This is a genomic window from Corynebacterium callunae, from assembly GCF_046592015.1.
GTDB lineage: Bacteria > Actinomycetota > Actinomycetes > Mycobacteriales > Mycobacteriaceae > Corynebacterium > Corynebacterium callunae_A.
In genome coordinates this window covers 131,682-155,480 of sequence record NZ_JAWVOB010000006.1, presented here as the reverse complement: position 1 = coordinate 155,480, position 23,799 = coordinate 131,682, and the positions used below count along the sequence as shown (strand labels likewise).

24 protein-coding genes are annotated in these 23,799 nt (G+C 53.6%); 7 read left to right on the top strand and 17 right to left on the bottom strand.

The features are described from left to right. Positions 1-191: 191 nt before the first annotated feature. Positions 192-668, bottom strand: a complete 477-nt coding sequence (locus SFC07_RS08540) for a phosphoribosyltransferase (RefSeq protein ID WP_411207813.1) — start codon at positions 666-668, stop codon at positions 192-194. Between the two features lie 331 nt (positions 669-999). Between SFC07_RS08540 and SFC07_RS08535 the strand changes: the two genes are divergently transcribed. The 4 genes from SFC07_RS08535 (at position 1,000) to SFC07_RS08520 (ending at position 5,068) form a co-directional block, all read left to right on the top strand. Next, positions 1,000-1,572: a manganese efflux pump MntP family protein gene (locus SFC07_RS08535; RefSeq protein ID WP_411207812.1), complete on the top strand. Its 573-nt coding sequence runs from the start codon at positions 1,000-1,002 to the stop codon at positions 1,570-1,572. Positions 1,573-1,732: 160 nt separating this feature from the next. Next, positions 1,733-2,218 carry a hypothetical protein gene (locus tag SFC07_RS08530; RefSeq protein WP_411207811.1) on the top strand — a complete coding sequence of 162 codons (486 nt, stop codon included), beginning with the start codon at positions 1,733-1,735 and terminating at the stop codon, positions 2,216-2,218. A 562-nt stretch (positions 2,219-2,780) separates the two neighbouring features. Next, positions 2,781-3,455 carry a DNA alkylation repair protein gene (locus SFC07_RS08525; RefSeq protein ID WP_411207810.1) on the top strand — a complete coding sequence of 225 codons (675 nt, stop codon included), beginning with the start codon at positions 2,781-2,783 and terminating at the stop codon, positions 3,453-3,455. 155 nt (positions 3,456-3,610) lie between these two features. After that, a complete protein-coding gene (locus SFC07_RS08520) occupies positions 3,611-5,068 on the top strand; it encodes a SulP family inorganic anion transporter (protein WP_411207869.1) in 1,458 nt (485 codons plus the stop codon). Positions 5,069-5,149: 81 nt separating this feature from the next. On the opposite strand, the gene SFC07_RS08515 is transcribed toward SFC07_RS08520, so the two are convergent. From SFC07_RS08515 to SFC07_RS08500, 4 genes are all read right to left on the bottom strand, one after another. Beyond that, entirely contained in the window at positions 5,150-5,752 is a 603-nt protein-coding gene (locus SFC07_RS08515) for a hypothetical protein (protein WP_411207808.1), read from the bottom strand. A gap of 245 nt (positions 5,753-5,997) precedes the next feature. Then, entirely contained in the window at positions 5,998-6,177 is a 180-nt protein-coding gene (locus SFC07_RS08510) for a hypothetical protein (protein WP_411207807.1), read from the bottom strand. Positions 6,178-6,180: 3 nt separating this feature from the next. After that, positions 6,181-6,918 (bottom strand): YceI family protein, encoded by a 738-nt coding sequence (locus SFC07_RS08505; RefSeq protein WP_411207806.1) that lies wholly within the window; start codon positions 6,916-6,918, stop codon positions 6,181-6,183. Then, a complete protein-coding gene (locus SFC07_RS08500; protein ID WP_411207805.1) occupies positions 6,915-7,262 on the bottom strand; it encodes a hypothetical protein in 348 nt (115 codons plus the stop codon). The genes SFC07_RS08505 and SFC07_RS08500 overlap by 4 nt, the downstream gene beginning before the upstream one ends. A gap of 190 nt (positions 7,263-7,452) precedes the next feature. Here SFC07_RS08500 and SFC07_RS08495 point away from each other — a divergent pair, with 190 nt between their 5' ends. Further along, positions 7,453-7,845, top strand: coding sequence for an RNA polymerase-binding protein RbpA (locus tag SFC07_RS08495; RefSeq protein ID WP_411207804.1), 393 nt, complete (start codon positions 7,453-7,455; stop codon positions 7,843-7,845). Positions 7,846-7,967: 122 nt separating this feature from the next. Here the strand turns inward: SFC07_RS08495 and SFC07_RS08490 are convergent, their stop codons facing one another. The 4 genes from SFC07_RS08490 to SFC07_RS08475 all read right to left on the bottom strand — a co-directional run bounded on the left by SFC07_RS08490 (position 7,968) and on the right by SFC07_RS08475 (position 12,504). Further along, complete coding sequence (locus SFC07_RS08490) at positions 7,968-8,780, bottom strand: polyprenol monophosphomannose synthase (protein ID WP_411207803.1); 813 nt, start codon at positions 8,778-8,780, stop codon at positions 7,968-7,970. Positions 8,781-8,859: 79 nt separating this feature from the next. Next, on the bottom strand, positions 8,860-10,494 hold the full coding sequence (lnt, locus tag SFC07_RS08485) for an apolipoprotein N-acyltransferase (protein WP_411207802.1): 1,635 nt from the start codon (positions 10,492-10,494) through the stop codon (positions 8,860-8,862). Next, positions 10,491-11,102: an FxsA family protein gene (locus SFC07_RS08480; protein WP_411207801.1), complete on the bottom strand. Its 612-nt coding sequence runs from the start codon at positions 11,100-11,102 to the stop codon at positions 10,491-10,493. The genes lnt and SFC07_RS08480 overlap by 4 nt, the downstream gene beginning before the upstream one ends. Before the next feature lie 46 nt (positions 11,103-11,148). Further along, positions 11,149-12,504 (bottom strand): lipase family protein, encoded by a 1,356-nt coding sequence (locus SFC07_RS08475; RefSeq protein WP_411207799.1) that lies wholly within the window; start codon positions 12,502-12,504, stop codon positions 11,149-11,151. 49 nt (positions 12,505-12,553) lie between these two features. Here SFC07_RS08475 and SFC07_RS08470 point away from each other — a divergent pair, with 49 nt between their 5' ends. After that, positions 12,554-13,525, top strand: a complete 972-nt coding sequence (locus SFC07_RS08470) for a hypothetical protein (protein ID WP_411207798.1) — start codon at positions 12,554-12,556, stop codon at positions 13,523-13,525. A gap of 9 nt (positions 13,526-13,534) precedes the next feature. Here the strand turns inward: SFC07_RS08470 and cbiE are convergent, their stop codons facing one another. From cbiE to SFC07_RS08455, 3 genes are read right to left on the bottom strand one after another with little or no spacing between them, the layout of a single operon-like run. Continuing rightward, the gene (gene cbiE, locus SFC07_RS08465; protein ID WP_411207797.1) at positions 13,535-14,836 is read right to left on the bottom strand and encodes a precorrin-6y C5,15-methyltransferase (decarboxylating) subunit CbiE; all 1,302 of its coding nucleotides are present in this window, start codon (positions 14,834-14,836) and stop codon (positions 13,535-13,537) included. 23 nt (positions 14,837-14,859) lie between these two features. After that, a complete protein-coding gene (locus SFC07_RS08460; protein WP_411207796.1) occupies positions 14,860-15,597 on the bottom strand; it encodes an SDR family oxidoreductase in 738 nt (245 codons plus the stop codon). Beyond that, the gene (locus SFC07_RS08455; RefSeq protein ID WP_411207795.1) at positions 15,594-16,742 is read right to left on the bottom strand and encodes a M24 family metallopeptidase; all 1,149 of its coding nucleotides are present in this window, start codon (positions 16,740-16,742) and stop codon (positions 15,594-15,596) included. Before SFC07_RS08455 ends, SFC07_RS08460 begins: the two co-directional genes overlap by 4 nt. 29 nt (positions 16,743-16,771) lie before the next feature. Between SFC07_RS08455 and SFC07_RS08450 the strand changes: the two genes are divergently transcribed. After that, positions 16,772-17,413 carry a trypsin-like serine protease gene (locus tag SFC07_RS08450; RefSeq protein WP_411207794.1) on the top strand — a complete coding sequence of 214 codons (642 nt, stop codon included), beginning with the start codon at positions 16,772-16,774 and terminating at the stop codon, positions 17,411-17,413. Here the strand turns inward: SFC07_RS08450 and SFC07_RS08445 are convergent. The 5 genes from SFC07_RS08445 to SFC07_RS08425 all read right to left on the bottom strand — a co-directional run bounded on the left by SFC07_RS08445 (position 17,410) and on the right by SFC07_RS08425 (position 23,797). Further along, entirely contained in the window at positions 17,410-20,226 is a 2,817-nt protein-coding gene (locus SFC07_RS08445; RefSeq protein WP_411207793.1) for a DEAD/DEAH box helicase, read from the bottom strand. The two genes, SFC07_RS08450 and SFC07_RS08445, sit on opposite strands and share 4 nt — an antisense overlap. 24 nt (positions 20,227-20,250) lie before the next feature. Then, the gene (gene tatC / locus SFC07_RS08440) at positions 20,251-21,183 is read right to left on the bottom strand and encodes a twin-arginine translocase subunit TatC (RefSeq protein ID WP_411207868.1); all 933 of its coding nucleotides are present in this window, start codon (positions 21,181-21,183) and stop codon (positions 20,251-20,253) included. Positions 21,184-21,392: 209 nt separating this feature from the next. Beyond that, positions 21,393-21,749 (bottom strand): Sec-independent protein translocase subunit TatA, encoded by a 357-nt coding sequence (tatA, locus tag SFC07_RS08435; RefSeq protein WP_411207792.1) that lies wholly within the window; start codon positions 21,747-21,749, stop codon positions 21,393-21,395. An 86-nt stretch (positions 21,750-21,835) separates the two neighbouring features. Then, positions 21,836-22,819, bottom strand: a complete 984-nt coding sequence (locus SFC07_RS08430) for a helix-turn-helix transcriptional regulator (RefSeq protein WP_411207791.1) — start codon at positions 22,817-22,819, stop codon at positions 21,836-21,838. Between the two features lie 3 nt (positions 22,820-22,822). Then, positions 22,823-23,797 (bottom strand): helix-turn-helix transcriptional regulator, encoded by a 975-nt coding sequence (locus SFC07_RS08425; protein WP_411207790.1) that lies wholly within the window; start codon positions 23,795-23,797, stop codon positions 22,823-22,825. Between the last annotated feature and the right edge of the window lie 2 nt (positions 23,798-23,799).

Sequence of the window (23,799 nt, the reverse complement as noted above, 5' to 3'; positions counted from 1 at the left end):
CAAATGAATAATTACCCGAATGATGTTTCCATAGGCTTTTCTCAGAGTCAATCTCACTATTTGGACTTTAAGCTACTAAAGTCTCATTAAGTGAGATTCACAGCTCAAAAACTTAGAATAAGCTGTCAATGTCGGGCATGGAAAAACCCCGCCGCAAGAGCTGGTGGGGGTTTAGGGAAAGCGTGCGAGATTTAGGCGCTGGGTTCTACCGGAGGCAGGCTTGACCAGGGGAAATTAATCCACTTATCGGTCTCACGCCACTTATAATCCGGCTGGAAGGTGCTGTTGGGCTTTTGGTAGATCACGGCAGTACGAACTTCTACTACATGATCACCGAGGAAATCGCGCACCAATTCCAAAGTCTTGCCGGTATCGGCAACATCGTCGGCCACCAGGATGCGCATGCCGGTAAGGTCTACAGCTTTAGGAGTTGGAGGAAGCATCATTGGTTCTTCTAAATGCTCCCCAATATCGGTATAAAATTCCACGTTCATCACTGAGACATTTTTGATGCCTAGTGCGTATCCCAAAGCGCCGCCGATCAGTAATCCGCCGCGTGCAATGGAGAGCACACAATCGGGCTGATAGTCATCAATAATTTCTTGGGCCAGCTCACGAATTGCAGTTCCAAATTGCTCATAGGTGAGAACCTCGCGTTCCTCTGTCATACTTTCTCATCTTAACCAATTGTTAACCCACAACTGCTTTAAGGGATAAAAACCACGCTTTTCGACGAAAAACCGGACCGAATCCCACATGAAAGTTGATTTTCTCCCGGGGTTCATTAGAATGACAGGGCAACAACTTCCAATCGAAGGGGAGTAGTTCCATACAAGGCGAAAGACTCCTTGTGGGAGGCATGAACGACATACTGGTGTGTTTGAACCACACCCGGCGTGCCACCTGATCTCATCATCTGAGAACAGGCGAACGAGACCTTCGGCGTAATCATTCGCCGGGGTCTATTTTTTATGCCCAGGCACGGTCCCAAGGAGAACCATGCCCCTTGTTCAAATCTCTTTGCTGTCTTTAGGCGTGTCCGCAGACGCCTTTGCCTGCTCCATCGTGCGCGGCACCGTCATTCGAAAGAACCTGGTTAAGCGAGCTTTAGTGCTCGCAGCCGTCTTTGGATTCTTCCAAGCGCTTATGCCACTCATTGGCTGGGTGATCGGCTATTTCTTCAGCGGAATTACCTTCATTGCAGAAATCGACCACTGGATTTCCTTCGCTTTATTGAGCATTGTTGGCCTCAAAATGCTGTGGGATGCCTTCCACGCCGAAGATGACGAAGAAGTCATTGACGATGGCCGCATCCAACTGCGACCTGCAATTATCATGGGCTTTGCTACCAGCATTGATGCGCTTGCTGTTGGTATGAGTTTGGCTTTTGTTGACGTCAATATCCTCGTCGTCGCGTTGGCAATGGGGGTAATTACCTTTGTAATGTCTCTTGCTGGAGCCTGGATGGGCCATCATGGCGCTGGAAAATTGGGGCGCTGGGCAACTGTGATTGGCGGCTTGGTCCTCATTGGCATTGGCATCAACATCGTCATCGAGCACGTTTTTAGCTAAAAGCTGGTCCGCAGCGCCGCAGGCCGCCGTCGAAAAGCGTCTTATTTTTGCGCTTAACAGGAAACTTTCAGCAGTCGGGGAGACCCTGGGCAGTTCCGCAGGCTAAAGTAAAGCGGATACTAAAAGGGATTAACGAACGTGGGAAGGTGGGAGACTACAGGTGAGTCTTTCAAATAAAGCAAAGGGAATTGTAGCGGCCATCGTCGTGATATGGATTGTGGCTATGGCAGGCATGGTCGCAATTGCTGCCAGCAATAATGCAGACAGGACTTTTGCAGCTGCCGGAGCTTTGGAATCAACCATCGCCGGCATTGATGCACAGGGCCTTAATGTCACTGCGGTAGCGCTGGCTGATATCTATGGCGAGGATTATGTCTCCGCTGCAATTCTTTGCGAGGGAACTCCCACCGCAGAACTTGAGGCTGCCTATGGAGTTGACCTCTCTGGCCTAAACCTTGATGAGTCTGGTATTCCTGCCGGTTCTTCTTATATTGCACTGCAGAACCAAGATGGTCAGATTGACTACGACAAGATCGATCGTGCCAACATTGATCTCTGCGCAACTCCTTTAAGTGGTGCTTTCAACGCTTATTCCTTGATGCCGTTGGCTAAGGTGGGCGAGGGTTCTTGGGCCTTGGCTGCCTAAGGTTTCCTAGCTTCATAAAAACCTCTGCATAAAGTGGTTGGTAGAAATATACATCTACCAGCTCTTTATACAGAGGTTTTTGTATTGTTTTGTCAGAGTGACGAAATAGCTGGCTGGAAAAGGTTGTGGGGTTGGAGGGTTTAAAAGGTCTCTGGGTGGCCCTGAGGGTTCTAAAAAGTCAGACTTGGGTTTCTAGTTTCCCTCTAAGGCGCCGGCCCCATGGGGCTGAATGGACCCCCGCCTCTAATTGGCCTAGATATCACGGCACCCTCGGGCCAGTGGAGGTGCGGAGTTTTTCTTTGGCGGTGCGCCGGGGCTCGGCTTGCGGGGTGCGTGGATCGAAGCTCGGAGCTTTGATGCTGGCGGCGGAATTTTGGAAACACCAGACGGGTGGCCGAGGCTTGCCGTGAAAAGGGTTAGATCTCAGGCTGATCGCTGGAGGGTCTTGTGCATCATCGGCGGCCAAAGCTTGATGGCGGGGCACACCTCCACAAAGCCAAAATGACATAATGTACATTATCGGACAATTATTGATATAGATTGAACTGGTAAATTAAACGCCATGACTCAGCCCGTAACCACCTTAGAGACAACCCTGGAAACCCTCGCCGCTTTAGCCGATGACAAGATCCTTGCAGTCAACCACCGCCACGGCGATGAGCACGCCGTCAATCTCACCAAGCTGCGCGCCGTGGCCAAGGATCTCAAGAAGAATCAGCCATTGGCCGTTGAGCTATGGAACTTCGAAGATTCTGCCGCCAGATTGCTTAGCCTGCTTATTTGCAAGCCGAAGGAATTTTGCGCCGCCGATTTGGATCGCATGCTGCGCGAGGCGCGCACGCCAAAGATCACCGACTGGCTCCTTAACTATGTGGTGAAAAAGCATCCCCAATGGGACGAGCTTCGTCTGCTGTGGCTTGATGATTCCAATCCGGATATCGCTGCCGCAGGCTGGTCACTCAACACCTTCGCCATCACCAAGAAACTTAAAGTGCTCGATATTGATCAGCTTCTCAATATCATTGAGTCCGAGATGAAAACTGCCGCTTCGCGCCTGCAATGGTCCATGAATGAATGCTTGGCGCAGATCGGCATCAAACTGCCTGACCACCGCGCCCGCGCCTTAGATATTGGCGAGCGCCTAGAGGTGCTCAAGGATTATCCAACGCCGCCTAATTGCACCTCGCCTTTTGCCCCGATTTGGATCAATAAAATGGTTAAGCGGGAGAACTCCTAGTTAGCCCTTTTTTGTCACACTGACGTAACTAAAACCTGCAGCCCCCTAAAAATAGAACATTGTGAGAGATTTTGTCCCAACCTCAGCACCAACATCAGCACCAGCCGCAAACCACAGGTCAAACTGCAACCCTAGAGCCACCAGCTCCAACTGGTGTGCTCCCCTCCTTTAAATTCGCCTTTTCTTCACCACAGCGCCTACGCACCGAGGTTCTCGCAGGACTTGTTGTTGGGCTCGCGCTAATCCCCGAATCCATCGCCTTTTCCGTGTTGGCAGGTGTTGATCCCCGCATGGGCCTTTTTGCCTCCTGCATCATGGCGATGACCATCGCTTTTACAGGCGGCAGGCCAGCTATGATTTCAGCGGCCACCGGCGCTGTGGCGCTGGTGATTGCGCCCGTCGTCAAGCTTTATGGCGTTGAATATTTCCTGGCCACAGTGATGTTGGCGGGAATTTTCCAAATTGCGCTGTCCTTATTGGGCGTTGCTAAACTCATGCGCTTTATTCCACGTTCGGTGATGCTGGGGTTTGTTAATGCGTTGGCAGCGCTGGTTTTTATGGCGCAACTCCCCCACCTATTTAACGTTCCGTGGATGTTTTATCCACTTTTTGCCCTCGGTATTGCGATTATGCTGGGTTTTCCTAAACTTACTACCGCAGTTCCAGCGCCGCTGATCGTAATTATCCTGCTCACGGCACTGGTCTGGATTTTTAATATCTCCATCCCCAATGTTGCTGACCAGGGAGAACTCCCCCAAACCCTGCCGGAATTCCTGCTACCGCAAGTCCCACTCAACCTCGAGACCCTAAAAATCATTGCGCCATATGCCTTCGGCATGGCGCTGGTCGGGCTGATGGAGTCACTACTCACCGCCAAGCTTGTCGACGATATCACTGAAGTCCATTCGGATAAATCGCGTGAAGCTGCAGGTCAGGGCATTGCTAATATTCTGACATCCCTCTTGGGTGGTATGGGTGGCTGCGCCATGATCGGCCAAACCATGATCAACGTGAAAAACTCCGGCGCCCGCACCAGATTGTCCACCTTCTTGGCTGGTGCCTTCTTGCTCATTTTGGTGCTGGTGCTCGGAGATATTGTGGGCAAAATTCCTATGGCTGCACTGGTTGCTGTCATGATGATCGTGGCCATTGATACGGCGGATTGGCATTCGCTTAACCCTCGCACGCTGCGCCTTATGCCCCTGAGCGAAACCCTCGTCATGGCAATAACCATTGTGGCGACCTTAAGCACTGGAAACCTGGCCATCGGGGTGATTTTAGGTGTACTTACCGCCATGGTGATGTTCGCACGACGCGTTGCCCATTTGGTCACCGTCAGCCACAGTACAAACGCAGGGGTAAGTACCTACGCTGTGCGGGGCCAACTCTTTTGGGCCTCATCCAATGATTTGGTTTATAGCTTTGACTATTCCGACCCCGCCACAGAGATCATAATTGACCTCACGGCTGCGGAAATCTGGGATGCCTCCACTGTGGCAACCTTAGACAGCATTATTCAAAAATATAAGGCACGCGGCAAACAGATCAAGATTATTGGCCTGGATGGAGCAAGCTTGGAGCGTTTGGAAAAACTCTCAGGCAAGCTGGGCTAATCCCACCCTTAAAATGCGCCGTGGTGAGCACCTTAAAGTGTCCTCACCACGGCTTTTAGCAGTTTAGGCGAGGAATTTACCCTAGGAACCAGGCAAAACCTCAGCAGCAAAGTTACCGGAACCATCGCTCTTCCATTCAATAACAGCCTTGGTGAAGGTCTGGGTCCAACCATTATCAGTCATCTTCTCTGGAGCTGTTGGGACACCAAACTCGGAGTCAAATCCGCCACCATTGATCCAGGTCTCTGCGATCTTACCCACCAGTGGCTGCACGCTACCCTCTTCGGAGCTGACAATATAGCCCTCTGGGTAGGTCACCAGCAGTTCACCATTGGGGCCTTCCTCCATCATCTCAGGCATGGTGAACTCTGCGTTCTCTGCGGCAATGACCACATCTGTGGGCAGGGTCATCATTGAGCCGTCTGCGGCCTCAACTTCAGTGGTCTCGGCACCGGTGGCACCTTCTGCACTGGTTGCGGATTCGCTGGCAGAGGAATCTGAGTTCATGCTACTGGTGGCGGAGCTTACAGCTGAGCCAGCAGCGCTGGTTGCAGAGCCTGCTGCGCTGGTAGCTTCACTTGCAGCGTCTTCTGCCTGGGAGCAGGAGGCCAAGCCAACGGACAGAGCCAAGGCCGCGGTGCTTGCGAGGATTCGCTTACGCAGGGTCTTATTATTGAGGGTCATCTCGATCTGCCTTTCTAGTTGGATCTGATTCACCCATTGTGTATTTAATTTTTGAGCAAAGGCCACCACTTCAAGAAATCGTTTGAGTATAGAGACGCATCCGTAACCTTAATGCAACATAAGAATCTCTTAATATGTATTAATTTTAGGGCCCTGGGCAGCAAAAATGCGCCTCTCACCCCCCCCTTGCGGAGAATCCGCAGCACAGGGAACAAAAGGCGCATTTCTTAACCTGAACAGAGAGGTTATTCCTCTGTTTGGGCTTTTGTTTTATAAGCCGTTAGCAATTGCCACACGGTCACCAAGGTAAGCAGCACACCGATTAGCGCCAGAATCCACATGGACTCCCAGACCATAAAAGCGGTGAAAGCAATAATTACGATCAAACGGAACCATAGGGCCGGGATCATACGAGCAGCCAACATTAGTTATTTCTCCAAGGCGATTCGAACGTTGATTTCGCCAGTCTCATTGATCTTGGCGGCAATAAACTCTGGGGTTTCCACTCCATAGTCCAAGCGGTTGATCTCAATATCCGAAGCAACGATTACTTGCTCACGGGTACGGAGCACATCAAAGGTGGGTGCTACGTCTTTACTCACGCCATGCACAGTGAGGGTTCCGGGGATAACAACCTGCGCTACGGTTCCAGTATCTGGAATATTTGAAAGATCAACAGCATCGCGAACCTCAAAGGTCGCCTCAGGGAATTGGTCGGTGTGGAAAAGCTTCATGCGTACGTTAATATCGCGCTTTTCCTGATCCGTGGTGATATTGGTCATATCCACGGTGATCAAACCGGAAGTCAGGGCATTATTTTCCACAACCACATTTCCGGTGACATCAGGAGTTGAGCCGGAGGTGATCTTTTCTTCACCGGGCAGGATCTCGGCGAAGGTAAAACCAGCCGCCGAGGTGTTGGGAATTTGACCGGGGACTACTGACCATTCACCGTTGATATCGGTGGTTGCCGGTGCTGCACCGTCGGCGTGGATGCCGTCAGTGTGTACACCTGGGCCCATGATCAACTTATAAAGCACAGGACCAACGGCAAGTGACGCTAAACCAACAATCAAGATCACAAAGACCGTGATAATCAGGGTGCGATATTTAATAAGTGGACTCTGTGCTTCAGGATGTGAAGCAGTAATGTTCGTGTTGCTCATGACCTCAACTTTTCAATATTTCGAGCCAATTCCACCATCTCCCGACAGAGGAAGGAGATTTCTTTGGGGTCTTCCCCCTCCTGCACAGCCGTGGCAATATCTTCGGCTGCACACCTTAGCTCAAAGAGGGAATCTTTAAGTTCACTAGCTCGCTCGGGCGACATGATGACTGCCTCCGCGGGAATAGTGGTACCAGAGACATTGTTGCGCTGTTCGTAGGCACGTTGTCTGCATGCTTGACTGCAGTACTTACGAGGTCGCCCTCGGCCGGTGGGGGCGAAGTCACTACCGCACCATGAACAGGTTGATACCTGGTGGTTTGGATTTAAATTCTGCACCCGCATTAGCTTAGTCGATTGTTCCACATACAACGATTCTGGGATTTTCGCTATACTAGAGGGTCTAATCACATTTCAAGTGCACCTGCTGGGAGGCGGCGTGTAGTATCTATAGCCCTCCGGCTAAACTATGTGAGACATAAACTTTTGCGGCTTACTTGAAGGTCGCATTCTAAGGCAAAGGACTGATACCTAGATGGCAGATCGCGTTCTTCGTGGCAGCCGCATGGGCGCCGTGAGCTATGAGACGGACCGGGACCACGACTTGGCTCCACGCCAACTCGTGAAGTACAGGACCGAAGATGGAGACGTCTTTGAGGTCCCCTTCGCTGATGACGCGGAGATCCCCGAAGAGTGGATGTGCAAAAACGGTAAATTGGGCACCCTCATGGAGGGTGAAGGCGTAGAGTCCAAGCCCATTAAGCCACCACGTACCCACTGGGACATGCTGCGTGAGCGTCGTACCATCGAGGAACTTGATGTGCTGCTGGAAGAGCGCATTGAGGCACTTCGTAAGCGTCGTCGTAATGCAGCCAAGCTGCTTAAGGCTCAGCAAGAAGCTGAGGAAGCCGAAAAGGCCGCAGAATAAGCTGAAATAGCTGAAAACAGAATTAATCCCCGCACACCACATGGTGTGTGGGGATTAATTCTTGGTCTTAAGTGGTACTACCTGCACCTTTGCTGGTGCAGGGGCGCGTCGAAAAGCATCTTTTAAAGCCAGGTGTTTTGCTTCTTGAAGTGGTTCCACTCGTATTTAGCCAGGCCGGACATTTCTTTGACAAGTTCCTTGGCCTGGTCACCGCGGTGTTTAAGGCCCCACTTGCTCACCTCAAGCAGGGAATCCTTGACAAAGCTGCCGGCCAGCTTGGATTCGCCGATTTCACGCTCGGTGAAGGTGATTGGTACTTCGCGCACGTCAAAGCCCATTTCAACGGCACGGAATGCAATTTCCACCTGGAAAATATAGCCAGCGTTGGAAAGCTCATCCAAAGGCAAAGCCTCGAGGAGGTCGCGGCGGAAAGCACGGTAGCCAGCGGTCATATCGGAAAGGCCAGCGCCGAGCGCGAGGTTGATATAAACATTGCCGCCCTTGGACAGCAGCCAACGGTTTTTAGGCCAGTTAACCACGCGACCACCTGGCACATAACGCGAACCAATAACCAGGTCTGCGCCCTTAGCAATCTCCTCCAAAAGCAGGTGCAGCTGCTCAGGGGCATGAGAACCATCGGCATCCATTTCACATAGCACCTGGTAATCGCGCTCCAGGCCCCAGGCGAAACCAGCCATGTATGCCGCGCACAGGCCACCCTTGCCCTCACGGTGCATGACGTGGATCTGGGCGTCAGCAGCGGCAAGCTCATCTGCGCGCTCGCCGGTGCCATCAGGGCTATTGTCATCAACGATCAGGATATCAACCTCAGGAGCAGCGCTACGCACCCGATCGACGATCAAAGGCAGATTTTCCAACTCATTAAACGTTGGAATAATCACCAGCGTTAAAGCATCTGCTGCCTGGTTACTCATTTAGGTGGGCCTCCTTGGCCCCTAAAGGGGCCTCAATAAATGAACAAAATTGTGCTTCCTGGGATCTCGCACGAGCTCTTTAAGCTTTTCGACGATTCCCTGTCGCCTTTTTCGCACCAACACGCTTAATGCGAGTTGGAGATTTTTTAGGTGTAGCCGATTTCCTAGAGGAAAACGCAGTACCGCGAAGGGCGACAATTAAAGCTAGAACACCAATGATAACCAATGCTAATTCAACATAGAAACCAGCTACCGCTGCCAAGGTGGTTGTCTGCTTCAAAGGGATCTCTCCGGTCAGGGTTGCGGCCTCAAAAATCTCGGTCTGCTGGGATACTGATCCATCGGGGTTAATGATGGCCGAAACACCCGATGTAGCTGCGACAACAACTGCACGGTCAAATTCAATAGCGCGCATTCTACTCATGGCCAATTGCTGGTAGGTCATGTCCGTAAAACCAAAGGTGGCGTTATTGGTAGGTGTGGCCAAAAACTCTGCACCATTGGCAATGGCATCGCGGCCAGCCTTATCAAAAGCCACCTCATAACAGGTTTGAATACCCACTGTTATGGCACGGCCCAACTTGGCGGCAGTCATATTCACAGTGCCGGTGCCGTCACCGGGCTGGAAATTTCCAGCAGCGTCCACATAGGAAGAAAAGATGCGGAAAAATTCCCGGAAAGGCATATATTCGCCAAAGGGCTGCAGGAATTTCTTATAGTGATAGTCCACTGCGCCAGTTTGAGGATCAAAAACCTGCATGGTGTTGCGCGGGCCTACTTCATCTTGGGTAATAGTGCCCACCAAAATAGGTGCTTGCGCATGATCCACAGCCTTATTAATCAACGCTTGGGCTTGGGTATCCAAAAATGGATTTACATCCGAGGAATTTTCTGGCCAGATCACTAGGTCTACTTGGTGGTCCAAGTTCAAGGTTTCGCGGGTGTGATTGGCCAATACTGCGCGGCGTTGAGCATTAAAATCCAATCCCATCCGCGGCACATTGCCTTGAATTGCCGCAACTTCAATACTTTCAGTACTGGTTCCGCTGCGATCAACATAAAATGACGCAAGCGCACCGCTGACAATGACCAGCGCGCAGACAATCGCACCCTGTGCGCGCTTTTTGCTAATAAACACCATTGCCAGGCCCACAGCTGCCAGTACAGTTAGTCCGCTGACCAAGGCCACACCGCCTACAGCCGCCATATTGGCAAGGGGACCATTAATTTGCCCCCAGGCTAAACGCGCCCAGGCAAAGCCACCAAAAGGCCAATTCGCGCGGAGATACTCCACTGCCACATACCACGCGGGGAAAAGGTAAACTCCCCACTTCTGCCAGCGGCTAAGAAGCACACCACCTAGCCCAAGGGCAATGGAATAAAGCGCTTCCACCACGGCAAGTGCAATATAAGGCAAATTGCCCACAAACTCGCCGATCCACGGCAAAAGGAAGAGGTAAATCACCAATCCATGGACAAAGCCCAACAAAAGACCCTGCTTGAGGGTGGGTGCCTGAGCCAGTCTTTCCATCAGCGGAATGGGATCGTTTTTCTTCCGACGCTTTTTGGGAAGGGAAATTTCCCAACCTGCGAGAGATGCATAAAAAAGCGCAATTCCTATGATCCCGGCCCAAAACCAGCCGATGGGTTCATAGGAGGCATAAACAAAAAGCCCGCCCAGCATTGCTAGGGCGAGTCGAATAACTAGAGTCACTTATCGCCGCCGGGTTTCTTATTGTCTTTGTCATCCTTATCAGAATCCGGAGTTCCGAAATCTTCAGGCTTTAACGAAGAACTCCACTCTTGGATTTCTTCCTCATCAATAATGATGGGGCGTTGTGGGTTTTGGGAAGGATGTCCGCTGGCATCAGGGAAAGTTCCGCCATTGCCAAAGTCACCAAAGCTGCCATAGGAAGCCTGGGTGCGGTATCCATTAACGGCCTCAAAACCACGAACACCAAGGTTTTCAATTCCGGTGCGGATCTTCTTGGCCAAAACCTTGCGGAAGAGCGCGCGGGTAGGCGGAAGAATAAGCAGGATGCCGATAATGGAGGACACAAAGCCTGGCATGGCCACCAAAATGGCACCGGCTGCGGTCAAACCAATATTGCCCGCGATAGCTCCGGCACTGCCGGCTCCAGAAGCTTGGTGAATGGCGGCTGCTTTGCTAATGCGCTGCATTTCAATACCGGCGAGCAAAAGCCCGGCGACAAAAAAGAGCGCGAGGAGAGCAAAGGCCCAACCAAGGCCAAGCCACATGACGACGCCTATGAAGGCAAGGATCTCAACAATGAAATATGGGATTGCTATTACTGCTGGCACCTGCCCTACACTACCCTCTCAACCCGGCGCGCTCAGGAGTACGGGGTCAAGCTCGGTGCAGCGGGGTGGATTCGACTAAGTGGTCGAGCAGCCATCCGGAATAGTGGCCGAGGTGTCGGAAATAGGGGCCAAAGTGGTTGAGGCCTGTGTGTCCCGGTAATTGGGGTGCTGAAGATTCATACCAGGTGATATCGGCTCCGAGTTCTGTCCAGGCATCACGGAGATCTCGCAGTGGCTGGATAGGGATGACATCATCGTGTTTTGCGCCCCAAAGGAGAACCGGCATTTTCGGTGCGATGGCGCCTAGTTTTTGGCGTTGGAATTCCGCGAGCACGGTGGGGAGATCGTCGAGGACGTCGTCGAGGGTTTTGCCGGAGGTGGTCCAGGTGGATGAATGCCGGTATCCGCTTAGCAATAGCGTGCCGCCGGCGCAGCTTGCAACGTTATTTAGTACTTCCCTGGTGCCCCGGGTGTTGAGGGTGGGCATGATTTCGGCGTAGAGCTCTGGGGTGCTGGCGCAGAGTCCTGCTACGGCATAGGCGATAACTCCTGAGAGTAATCCCCCATCAACAGTGCGGAGAACTTCGAAGAGGTCGGTGGGTGGGGCGCCGACTACGGCAGCGCGTGGGGTCACGGTGGGTGCGTATTTATTAAGTTGGGCTGCCCAGCCGGTGGCGCCGCCACCTTGGGAAAATCCCCACAGTCCTAGTGGTGCCTCGGGTGAGATGCCGAGGTCGCTGGCGGCGAGGACCGCGTCGAAAAGCGATTTGGCTGCTGCGATGGAGTCACAGTAGTACTGGATGCCGGCGATGGGGTCGCGGGGATAGTCGATGAAGATGACATCGACGCCTTTGGCGAGGAACCAGAGGATAACGGGGAGTTCATATGCGAGGATGGCGTCAAAGGGTTTGTCATAAAAGACATTGAGGCCGATTGCACAGGTATGGGAGGGATCGCAGTGGGCGGCGACGCCCTGGGTGGAGGGTGCGATGGCGACTACGGGGCGCGGACCGTGGGGCCAAGGTTGTTTGGAAAATAGCACGCCGCCGGTGGCGGTGATGGCACGTCCGGCGGAATCGCCGCTAATGTACTCGATGCGGTAACAGCTTGCAGGGTTGGTCTCCCCCATGGTTCCCAGCACTTTGAGTGGCGCGGCGTTAACTAAGGTGCCGTGCTCGATTCCGGTGGTGCGCACGGTGGCGCCGAAATCTGGGAAGTCCTCCGGTGGGCTTTGGCGTGAAGGCCGCGTGCTGGTGCCGAGGATGCGTCGAAGTACCGCGGTGCTGCCTTCGCTAAGAAGTGGGCCGAGGCTGCGGTAGAGGGTGCGGGTTTGCCCGGCGCGGTGGATACGTCGGGGTTGGAAGTCCTGGTATCTGCCTGGGTTGTGCGCCGTGGGAGCCATAGGGGACAGAATACTAATTCTGTGTGGCGCGGGGCTAGGATCTAAGCCCATGGCTAGTAGTGGTGTTTTAAGTTTTCAGCAGGTATACCGCGCAGCGGATGGGCTGGTTGGGCGGTTGCACTTCCCCGGTGGGCGTATTAGTTCCGCGCAGTGGGAGCAGTTGGCGTCGCTCGCTGAAGATACTAGTGATGGGTCGATTTACCTCACTGCGCGGGGCAACATTCACCTGCGTGGGCTGCGCGAGCGCCCGGAGTGCGTGCCTGGCCCCGTGGTGGTGGCAGCCCCTGGGCATGCGCGCCTTGCGGCTTTGTCCGCCGAGCTTGCTGGCGCTGTGCGCCAAGAGCTTTTGATTGGGTTGGATGCTGGCAACGGTGCCATTTTAAGGTTGCGCCCTGATATTAGCCTGGTGCTTATCGACGACACCCGCTTGCAGGTGGTGGGAAAGAACTTGAGTACCGGCCCTATCGTGACGGATTCTGAAGCCGTGGCGATGATTGTGAGTGTGCTTTCTGATTCGGCTCTAGTTGCTGGTGAGACATGGGACTTTGAGCCTACTAAGGAGCATCCCGCTCCCATTGGTTGGTTGGAGAACGCCGATGATCCCGAGGTGGTGTCTTTGGGAGCTGGGGTTCCTTTGGGGCGTATGGATGCCCGTTTAGCGCAGTTTTTGGCAGCTATTGAGGTTGACATCTTTGTCACACCCTGGCATTCGCTCTATATCCCCGATCTACCCGCAGGTGTTGCTGAGCAGGTAGTAAAGATATTAGCGCCGATGGGCTTGATTTTTGATGCTCAGTCCCCGTGGTTGCAGGTTTCTGCGTGTATTGGTCAACCCGGGTGCGCGCATGCTTTAGCTGATGTGCGCGGTGATCTGATCTCTGCGGTATCTAGTGGCCAGCTGGAGGTGGACAAGCCGGTATTTTTTTCGGGCTGTGCTAAACGCTGTGGCCATCCGCGCCGGGCACATGTGGAATACCAAGCCTCGGGTGCCGGCGACTATGAGGTGTTCGAGCGCTTTTAGGAGCCTTGGCTAGACGGCGGTTGGGCTTAGAGGTTTCCTTGCTCGCCATTGGCTAAGTTTTAGCTCACCAAGCTGCAGATGTTTGAGTTCGCCGCCGAAGCGCATCTGGAATTCCTCCAGCTTAGTGATCTCCTCTGGAGTGGTGGCGCTGGCAATAATGATTCCACCGGGGCGCAATAACATCCACGCAGTTTCCGTGAGGAGTTCATTAACAACTGCTTTGCCCAAGTAGATGGCATCGGGAGTGGCAGCAATAGGGCCTTGTTCGAAGCGAATATCTTTTAGCGCCTTGGCTGTAATTGGAGTGGCCGTGACAACTTTGAGCCAAGGTACTCCTGCGGAGCTTGCGTGTTTGGATATCTGCGTTGCACGATCAGGGGCGGATTCAAAACACACAGCTTGAGCTCTGCTGCCCTTGATAATGCCGGCGGCACGTAGCCAGTCTGTGGCGATATTGCCGCTGGGCTCCCCCACTGACCATAAAGTTGCTCCAGGAGTTGGCTTAAGAGCTGCAACTATCAGCGCTTTGAGATCTGCGTCGAGCTCATGGTGCCGGGTTAAGGGGATTCCGGGTACCGGCTCTACGGCAATCACATTCAACGCTGATACCGCTGCCGGTGGTTGAGCTGCCGTGCCTTCAGAAAATTCCTCATCGCTGCTGCCCAGATCACTAAGCACCTTAAGCTTGGCTGCGCCGTGGCCGAGCTTGGTGAGCAACTTCGCAATTGCTGCAGTTGTAAACTCATCCTTGCCCAGGACCAAAAAACGCATCCCAGATTCCACCAAAGGGATAAGCGTTTCGACGGGGTCAGTTGCCAGTGACGCTATGGGGGTACGGTCCAGCGCCCAGCCCAACCGGGCACAAGCTAGTGATGCAGAAGACGCCGCTGGGATAATTTCCAAGCGGTGCATTCCAAGAGCTTTGACAATTGCGGGTCCAGCTCCATAAAACATGGGATCGCCAGAGGCCAAGACTGCCACGTTACGGCCCTGGAACTCCCGGAAAAGACCCTCAAGATCGCGGTCCTGTGGTGCTGGCCACGGGTGGCGTTCGCCATGGAGGGAGTCTGGCAGCATATTTAGCTGACGCCAGGTGCCGACGATAACATCTGCCTGGCGCAGTGTGGTTTGTGCCTTTAATCCAAGTTCTTCAAAACCGCCGGTGCTAATACCAATCAGCCAAATGGTCTCAGGTGGGCCTTTGGGCTGGGTGGAGTGCGCCACCTCTGGATTAACTGTCTCACCGACAACCCCCAACCGCGGTTGAGCGGTGGGGTTGGCAGACTCGGGTGTGGGCATCGGCTGACTCATACACCTGATTCTATACTCGCAGGCTAACGGGGCATTTTCCGCCACACCCCACGCGGTACCACCCGCATGACCCATGCCAGCAGTCGCAGGCGACCTGGAACCCACAAGGTCGCACTGGATTTCTTTTCCTTAACTGCCTTCAGAACAGCCTGGGCAACATCGATGGGATACACCGACATTGGAGCTGGAGTCATACCGGTGGTCATAGAGCCAATAACAAACCCCGGACGTGCAGTAATTAGACGGACATTGCTGCCATGGAGCGCATCACTTAAGCCCTGGCAAAATGCATCTAAGCCAGCCTTAGTGGAGCCATAAACATAATTTGCCCGGCGCGCCCGCCAGCCAGCGATGGAGGAAAACGCCACGATGGCCGCTGGGGTTGCTTGGGTACGCAGCTCATCGGCGAGGACGGTCAGCATAGAGATTTGCGCGGTGTAATCCAAGGTTGCTATCTCTACCGCATGTTCTTCCTCGCTTTCCGCCCTTTCTTGCTCACCCAGCATGCCAAAGGCGACTACTGCCAAAGAGATATCGCCAGCCAGGGCACGTGCCTGATGGATGAGGGCGCGGTGTTCATTAAGATGCAGGGCATCAAAAGGCAGGATATGAACCGATTTTGCCCCCAGTACCTCAAGTTTGGCGGCTAGCTCGCCTGCTGCTGTGGGACGGCGCGCTGCGAGCACAACATCTTCACCAGCACAGGCTAAGCGTGCGATTTCCCCGCCGATATCCGAGGTAGCACCCAGAATGAGAATCAACGCACAGCCTTTGGTTCATTGTTGAGGGTTTCGCAGCCAGTTTCGGTGACAACGACGATGTCTTCGATGCGGGCGCCGAATTTTTCTGGGATATAGATGCCGGGTTCGATGGAAAAGGCCATACCGGCTTCCAAGATGAGTTCATTTCCGGCCATGATGAATGGTTCCTCATGGGTGGAAAGTCCGATGCCGTGTCCGGTGCGGTGGATGAAGTATTCGCCGTATCCTGCTGCTTCAATCATGGTGCGGGCAGCCGCGTCAACGGAGGCTGCAGTGACTCCGGGGCGAACATGGGCTACTGCTGCCAGTTGTGCCTGGTGGAGGACCTCATAAAAACGGGTGAATTCTGGATCTGCTTGGGTGGTATCGCCGCCGACGATGTAGGTGCGGGTGCAGTCAGAGTGGTAGCCAAGGCCATAGGTACCTCCGATGTCTACCACCACGATTTCTCCGCTTTCAAGCACACGATCAGAGAAGCTGTGGTGGGGGTTGGCGCCATTGGGGCCGGAGCCGACGATGATGAAGTCCACCTCAGTGTGCTCTTTGAGGATGAGCTCATTGATGTCTGCTGCTACTTCCCTTTCGGTACGGCCAGCGCGCAGCAATTCAGGCACTACTGCGTGGACGCGGTCAATAGCGCTGCCTGCTCCGCGCAGCTGCTCAATTTCTGCTTGGTCTTTGGAGACAAAGAGTTCTTTGAGTACCTGGACTGCCAGTTCCAAACGACACTCGACACCCAGGAGGCCTTGGAGTGGGATCAAGTGATCAGCGGTAATGGAAGAGCCAATACCTACGGCTTTAAAGCCAGTGGCAGCATCAACATTTAGCGCTGTGACGGCAAGCTCGTGGGCATCTTGGCCATCAACCCAACCGATGGTGTTGATTTCAAGGTTGGGGATAGCAGAAAGTGCGAGGTCACCGCGGTCCACGGCGGGCAAAATGATGCTCGGGGTGCCGGTTGCGGGAATGACGAGTGCGCTTAGGCGCTCATGGCTAGAAATCCAAGAGCCGGTGAGATAGGCAAGTTCTGCTCCGGTGCCGATGATGAGGCCATCGAGTCCGGCGTTGATTGCGCCCTGCTGTGCTTGAGCAAGGCGCTGGGCATAAACCTCAGGGGGAAAATTAGACGTTGAAGAATCACTCATAATCCCCAACCCTAGTAGCCTAGGTGGGTGTGCGATCCATTCACACCGTCCGAATTTCTTCTGGCCGCCATTATGCCAGTGGCTTATTGCTGACTAAACGCCAGCTCAGCGAATCTTTTAAGCCTGCCGGTTTGGTCCATCACTTAAGTGATCGGGCTCGGTTTGTGCTCACCGCCGATCATTTTCTCCGGGGTGCGGACAAGATGATTCGAGTGCGCGGCCATAATTTTAGTACTACGGCTAGCACCTATCTCTCAGTTTTTGGCACGGACTTAGGCATTATTGTCTTAGATTCCCAAGCCCCAACAATGGCGCTGCCACTATTTTCCGCTACCCCGCTGAAACCAGGTATGTCCACTACGACCTTTGGCTTTGGTGGCAATCAAAAGGGGCGATTGCCCAAGGAAATCTCTGGTCGAGTCCTGCTGCGGATCCCATCTAGTTTGTCCAAGAATGGAATCACCCGAGTCACCCATGGAGCCTTGATTTACAATTCCCCAGCCAAGGCGGTACGCGGTGATTCAGGTGGTCCGCTTTTGGTAAATGAAAGGGTCTACGGGGTGCAATCGATGATTCTTGACCCCGCAGGTTTAAACACCGGTATTGCCACCGTTGCCAGTACTACCGAGCATTTGGTGGCTTTGGAGCGGGCGGTTGATCTGCTTTCTTAGGAGCCGATCGCAACCACACCGCGTCGAATAGCATCTACCGCCTGGCGGGCTGTGCGCGCCATCTCATCGTTGTAGGCAGTTTTGGCTACCTGCTCGAGGAGATCAATGACCTGGCGGCACCAGCGGACAAAGTCACCTGGGGTGAGCTCCGCGCCGTTTTCTGCAGCTGCAGCCATGCAATAGCCCAAAGGTGCGCCGGCAGCCCATTGGTGGATAGCCATAGCAAAGCCCGCCTCGGGCTGCCTGGTAATCGGCAAACGATGGCGGCGCTCGTCGTCGACAAGCTCGCCCCAGATGCGCTCCACGTTGTTCATGGCTTCGGCCATGTTTTCGGTGACTGCCTCTGGTTCGCCGCCGGTTTCGCGGCGGTTTTCGAAGGTGCACATGCTTACCACGCCCGCAAGCTCTGCAGGGTCGAGCCCATCCCAGATGCCACGCTTGAGACACTGGGCGACCAGCAAGTCTGTATCGGTGTGGATTTTGGCCAGGCGCTCGCCTTCTTCAGTGATTACCGGATTGTCGGGATCGCTATAGTCCACATAGTCCATCTCACTGAGCAGGGACAAAATGCGTTCGAAGGTACGGCCCAGGGTTTCCCGGGCGCGGTCCACATTGCCGGTGAGTTTGTTGAGGTCGCGTTCTTTACGGATAAGCCTTTCTGCGGTGCGCGCTAGTTGCTCACGATCAGGCCAGTTGTGTGCTTCATGGTCACGGATGAGGTGACGCAGCTCAGTGACCTTGGCATTGGGGCGCACACGGGCAAATTCCCGCATCTTATTGGGGCGCTTGAAATGCTCTTTGCGCATGAGTTCTTGAACGCGCCGGGCATTGCGGCGGGGTTCCTCAATCGCTGCGCGAGGCAGGCGCATGGTGCCGATCACAATGGGTGGATTATTGAAGGATTCCGCATCAATACGGCCAGACCATCCAGATTCAGTGGTCACCCACGGGCGTGGATCACGGGCCTGGTTGGCAGGGGTCATCACAACAGCGAGCACGGGGCGCTTGCGTCCGGGCATGGCAATAACATCACCGATTTGCAGTTTGGACAGCACCGTTGTGGTTTCGAGGGTGCGTTCTTCAATGCTTTCTTTACGGTTGAGTTTTTCTTCCTCATTAAGGTCCCGGCGCAGGTCCATATATTCCACAAAGAGGCTAACTGCGTCTTGGTCCTCGCGGACTGCGGGGTTCGTGGCAGCAATTTCCTTATTTAGTTGCGCGCGCAGCTCTGCCACCTTCTTTTCGGCCCGTTCAATTTCACGAATATCACCCACCACGGAGCCGTCAGCCTGATACTGCGCAAAAGACTTTTCCAGCAGACGCAGGGAGGCTTCATAACCAATGGTTTTAAGCAGGTTAACGGACATGTTGTAGCCCGGTTGGAAGGTGGAGATCAACGGGTAGGTGCGGGTGGAGGCCAGGCCTGCCACAAAGCGGGGATCCATCGCCGGTGCCCACTGCACCACCGCATTACCTATGGTATCAATGCCACGACGACCTGCACGGCCGGTGAGCTGGGTATATTGGCCTGGGGTGAGGTCAACGTGGCCTTCGCCATTAAACTTCACCATTTTTTCCAAGACCACCGTGCGGGCAGGCATGTTAATGCCGAGGGCGAGAGTCTCAGTGGCAAAAACCGCGCGGACTAGTCCCTTCACAAAAAGCTCTTCCACAATGTGCCTAAAAGCTGGAAGCATACCTGCATGGTGAGCGGCAAAACCGCGCATAAGGGCAGCGCGCCACTGCTTAAAATTCAGTACCTGGAGGTCCTCTTCTGGGATGCCCATGACGCCTGCGTCAATAATGCGGGCAATCTCCTCTGCTTCTGTTTGATCGGTGAGGATCAAGCGGGAGCGCAGACATTGGTAAAGAGCGCCGTCGCAGCCAGCACGGGAGAAAATGAAGGTGATGGCAGGCAGCATATTTTGGCCCTGCAAAATGCTGATGACATCAGGGCGACCCAAAGGACGGTGGCGGTCTTGTTCGCGGTCTTTGCCAGTGCGACCACCGGCGCGACGCTCTTCGCGGTTGCGTCCCCGTCCATCGTCCTTGGTGCGGGCCCTAAAACCAGCACCGGAATGATAATCAGCGCGACCCTGATCGCTTTGTTTGCTGTTGAGACGCTCGATGGTCTCCTCCAGGTGCTTATTTACTCGCCCATCGGTACCTGGTTCAAAAAGAGGCAGCACCTTGCGGTTAACCATCATCCACTGGTCCAGGGGTACCGGGCGGTGTTCGCTGACAATAACGCGGGTATCGCCGCGCACGGTGGTTAGCCACTCGCCAAATTCCTCCGAGTTGGACACCGTTGCAGAAAGACCAATGATGTTCACGGATTCATCAAGGTTGAGGATCACTTCTTCCCACACCGCGCCGCGGGAGGCATCGGCGAGAAAGTGGATCTCATCCATCACCACATGGCTTAAACGCTCCAGCGCAAAAGATCCGGCATAAATCATATTGCGCAGGACCTCGGTGGTCATCACCACGATTTCCGCATCGTGGTTGATGGAGACATCACCGGTAAGCAGTCCCACAGCATCAGCACCGTGTTTGGCCACCAGGTCATGATATTTCTGGTTGCTCAGGGCTTTAATTGGGGTGGTATAAAAACATTTGGTCCCCCGCGAAAGTGCGAGGGACACTGCGAACTCACCAACAATGGTTTTGCCCGCTCCCGTGGGCGCACACACCAGTACGCCATGATCGTTTTCGACTGCCCGGCAGCCCTCAATTTGGAAATCATCCATCTCGAAGCCCAGGTCTGCGATAAATTCTGTCAGGTGGGTTCCTTGTTCGGCAGTAAAACTCATGCCCTAAGGCTACCCGGCGACGCGCTAGAGCACGTCACCGAAGTCCGAACCACACTGTTTAAAGCTTGTCGACGCTGCCTGCGGCGGTGTTGGACTTACTGGTTCAGGGGCCGGAACCGGTGCTGGAGCATCTTCACCACCAACAGAAGTATCCAAAGGCGATGCGGTGAGATCATCTTGATCCAGCCATTCCGGGCGCTTCTTATCGCGGCGTTTGTCATTGAGGCGACAGAACTGAATGGCCAATTCCACCAATATTGTCAATGAGAACGCCAGGATCATCATGGTGAATGGATCTTGGCCGGGGGTCATAAAGGCTGCAAAAAGGAAGAGCACCATGATGATAATGCGACGCTTGTCTTTAATAGCATCATAAGTCAGGATTCCTGCCACATTAAGCATGGCAATAACCAGTGGCACTTCAAAGCTCACCCCGAAGATTGCCAGCAATGCGAGCAAGAACCCGAAGTAACGGTCACCTGTTAGTGCTGCTGCTTGGGTATCGCCACCGATGGTCAGCAGGAATTCCAAGCCATAGGCAACAACGAAATAAGCAAGTACTGCGCCACCAACAAAGAGTACAACTGCGGTGGTAACAAAGATTGCAGTGTAGCGACGCTCATTCTTCATCAAACCTGGGGTAATAAAGCCCCAGAGTTGGCTTAGCCACACTGGTGAGGCCAGGACAACACCAACCAGCGCAGCAACCTTCAAACGCAGCATAAAGGGGTCAAAAGGTCCGGTGGCGAGAAGTCGACATTCATCGCTATCGCTGAAGGTATAACGAGATTCTGCCGGAAGGGAACAATAAGGATCACGCAGCAACTCACCAAGGGTGGGGATATTCCACACAGATTCTTGGTACCAAATAAAACCAATGATGGTTCCTACCAGTACCGCTGCGAGGGAGATGAGCAAGCGACGGCGAAACTCTTTGATGTGCTCCACAATCGACATATCACCGGTTGCGGACTTCTTCTTTTTCTTTTTGGTGATTCCGCGCCGGGTTACTTTGACGACTTCAGCCTTGTTAATTTCTGACAATTTCTCAAACCTGCTGGCTACCGGGGTCTAAGCATGCTCAGACCAAGTGAATAAACTACGACGCACCGCAACATTAAGGTGAGTTGCGGTGCGTGGACATGAAAAACAGACCTATTTAGGATTTAGGCGCGGTTTGGGTCTTCATAGTTAGAGCGGTAGTCAGGCTGCTGTGGAGTCTGTGGTTGCTGCACTGGCTGCTGCTGGCCCTGGTAGTGCTGCTCAAAGTTTGGCTGTTGCACTGGCTGCTGGATGGGCTGCTGAACAGGCTGTGGGGTAGGAATCTGGTTTGGTGCGATTTGCTGCTGGACAGGCTGCTGTGCCTGATTCTCCTCGTCTTTATTGAGTTCTTTAACTTCAGACTTGAAGATACGCATGGAGCGGCCGATGGAACGAGCTGCGTCAGGAAGCTTCTTGGCTCCGAAAAGCACGATGATCAGCAAAACGATCATTGCGATTTCCCAAGGTCCTAGATTGGGCATGTGGTTACTCCAAACTCACGTTGTACAAGCTAAGCCACGAACCACGGTGATGGTTGGGCGTTTGTATGGATAGATAATTGTTGGTCTTACTGTACGTCAAGATTATACGCTGACAAACCAAGCGCAACCTTTAAGTTTATGGATTCCTGAAGGTCAGCTGGGGCTATGCTTTTAATGCTTTCGGCATGGCTAATGGCAAAACGCACAAACCACTCCCGCGAAAGTAAGGGATAGCTAACGTAAAACCATTTTTTGCCCGCTGCATCCACTTCTGCCGGGCGCTGCTCATCGATGGCCAACGCCATATAATCTGCCAGCCAGATGGCGTCTTCGCGCAATTGGAAGGTGGCAAAATCTGACTGTTTGGCAAAGTCAAAAGGATCATCGGCGGAGAAGTTCAAGCGCATGGAATGGGGCTCTGATTTAAGGTCGGTGAGCTTGATGTCAGAGATCCGATCGAGCCTAAAGGTACGATGATTATTCACAGCATCTTCCCAGGCCTTGATGTAAGTTTCACCCTCATTGGTAAAGATATGGGCGGGACTTACCACCCTTTGAGACACCACATCTGAGTTATGAGAATGGTAGGTAAAAGCCACCTGCAGCTCTTGATCCATGGCTTCTCGAATTACAGCCAACACATCGCTGGCCTGGTTGTCTCCGGTGGAGTCATAAACAGCGGAGGAATATTCGCCCATAATTGCGCGGAGTTTCGCCGCTGCAGACACTGCCGCTTCTTGGTTGGTTAAGCCGGGCAGTGATTCCAAGGATTCTAAGATCAGCAGCAGCACACCGGCCTCAGTCGGGGTAAGCCGCAGGGGCTTGTCCATTCCTTGGGCGTTATAGATCTTCACCCCTTTAAGGTTGTGTTCAAGTTCCACCAGATCGCCGGGCAAAAGTCCAGGGAGGCCACACAACCACAAACGGTTGAGATCAGCCATAATTTCTTGGGGTGGTTGCCCCAAATCGCGGGCGGCCTCCATAACCGAGCGTCCCTGATGCTTTTGAAAATAAGGCAAAAGGTTGAGCTGGCGGGCTAGATCACTAATTTTTTGCGCTGATCGACCCATGATTTACACCTCCTGTCCGCGTGCTGCTTTAAGTAGCTCAATAACTTGATCAATAACCTCTTGTGGCTCAATCACAATGGCTTCTGGTGCGTGCGCAGCTGCGGTGCGCACCAGCCAGCTGCGGTCAACGTCTTTGAGTAACCACAGGTCTTGTTCTTGGTGGGTTCCAGCGGCGCTGAGTTCCACTGCGCGGCCCGGTGTTATGCGCAGAGTGGCGTCGACAAGCTCACTGCGGCGTCGAAGCTGCTGGCGCACCAGTTCTTGGAGGTTGGTGTCTGCGGGCATGGGGTGGGAGGCTGGGCCGACCGCGGTGACGTCGGTGATGCGGATGACGCGGAAGCAGCGCGGGGCGTTGCGGTCAATATCAAATCCGACGAGGTAGATGCGGTCACGTTCGGGCACCAGGCCCCATAAGTCCATGGTGCGGATGACTTTTTCGCTGGTGCGTGAGGGCTCATAGCTAAAGCTAATGCGCTGGCCACGATGGCGTGCCTTTAAGATGGCGTCGAAATTTTTGGCTGATAGGGTCCGTAAATCGCCAGCATTGGTAACTGAGGCAGAGCTTGATAAATCTCTTTGGGCGCCACCGGCCGCCAATTTTGTCCACCCAGAGCGGGCAAAAGCGCCGAGCTCTTGGCTTTGACCCATCTCCCCTGCCATGCCTAATACCGCGGCTTCCTCAGGGGTGAACTCCACTTCCTGCAGCTCATAGGACTCAGAGCTTAAACGATAAGCCTGTTCACCCTCGGCAAATCCAGAAGCATTAGTAAATTGTTCAATGGGTACGCCGACTCGGCGCAGGGCAGCGAGATCGCGAAGCAACTTTTTGCGGAAAGCATCATCTGAGAGGTTTCGATAACCACTGACATTTGCGCGGATCCAGGGCCTGGTGAGGAATTTCCTGGAATATGATTCCGCACTAAGAAATGCAAATGTGAGGTTGATCTGGCGTTCCAGATCCTCCTTGCGATCCGACATTT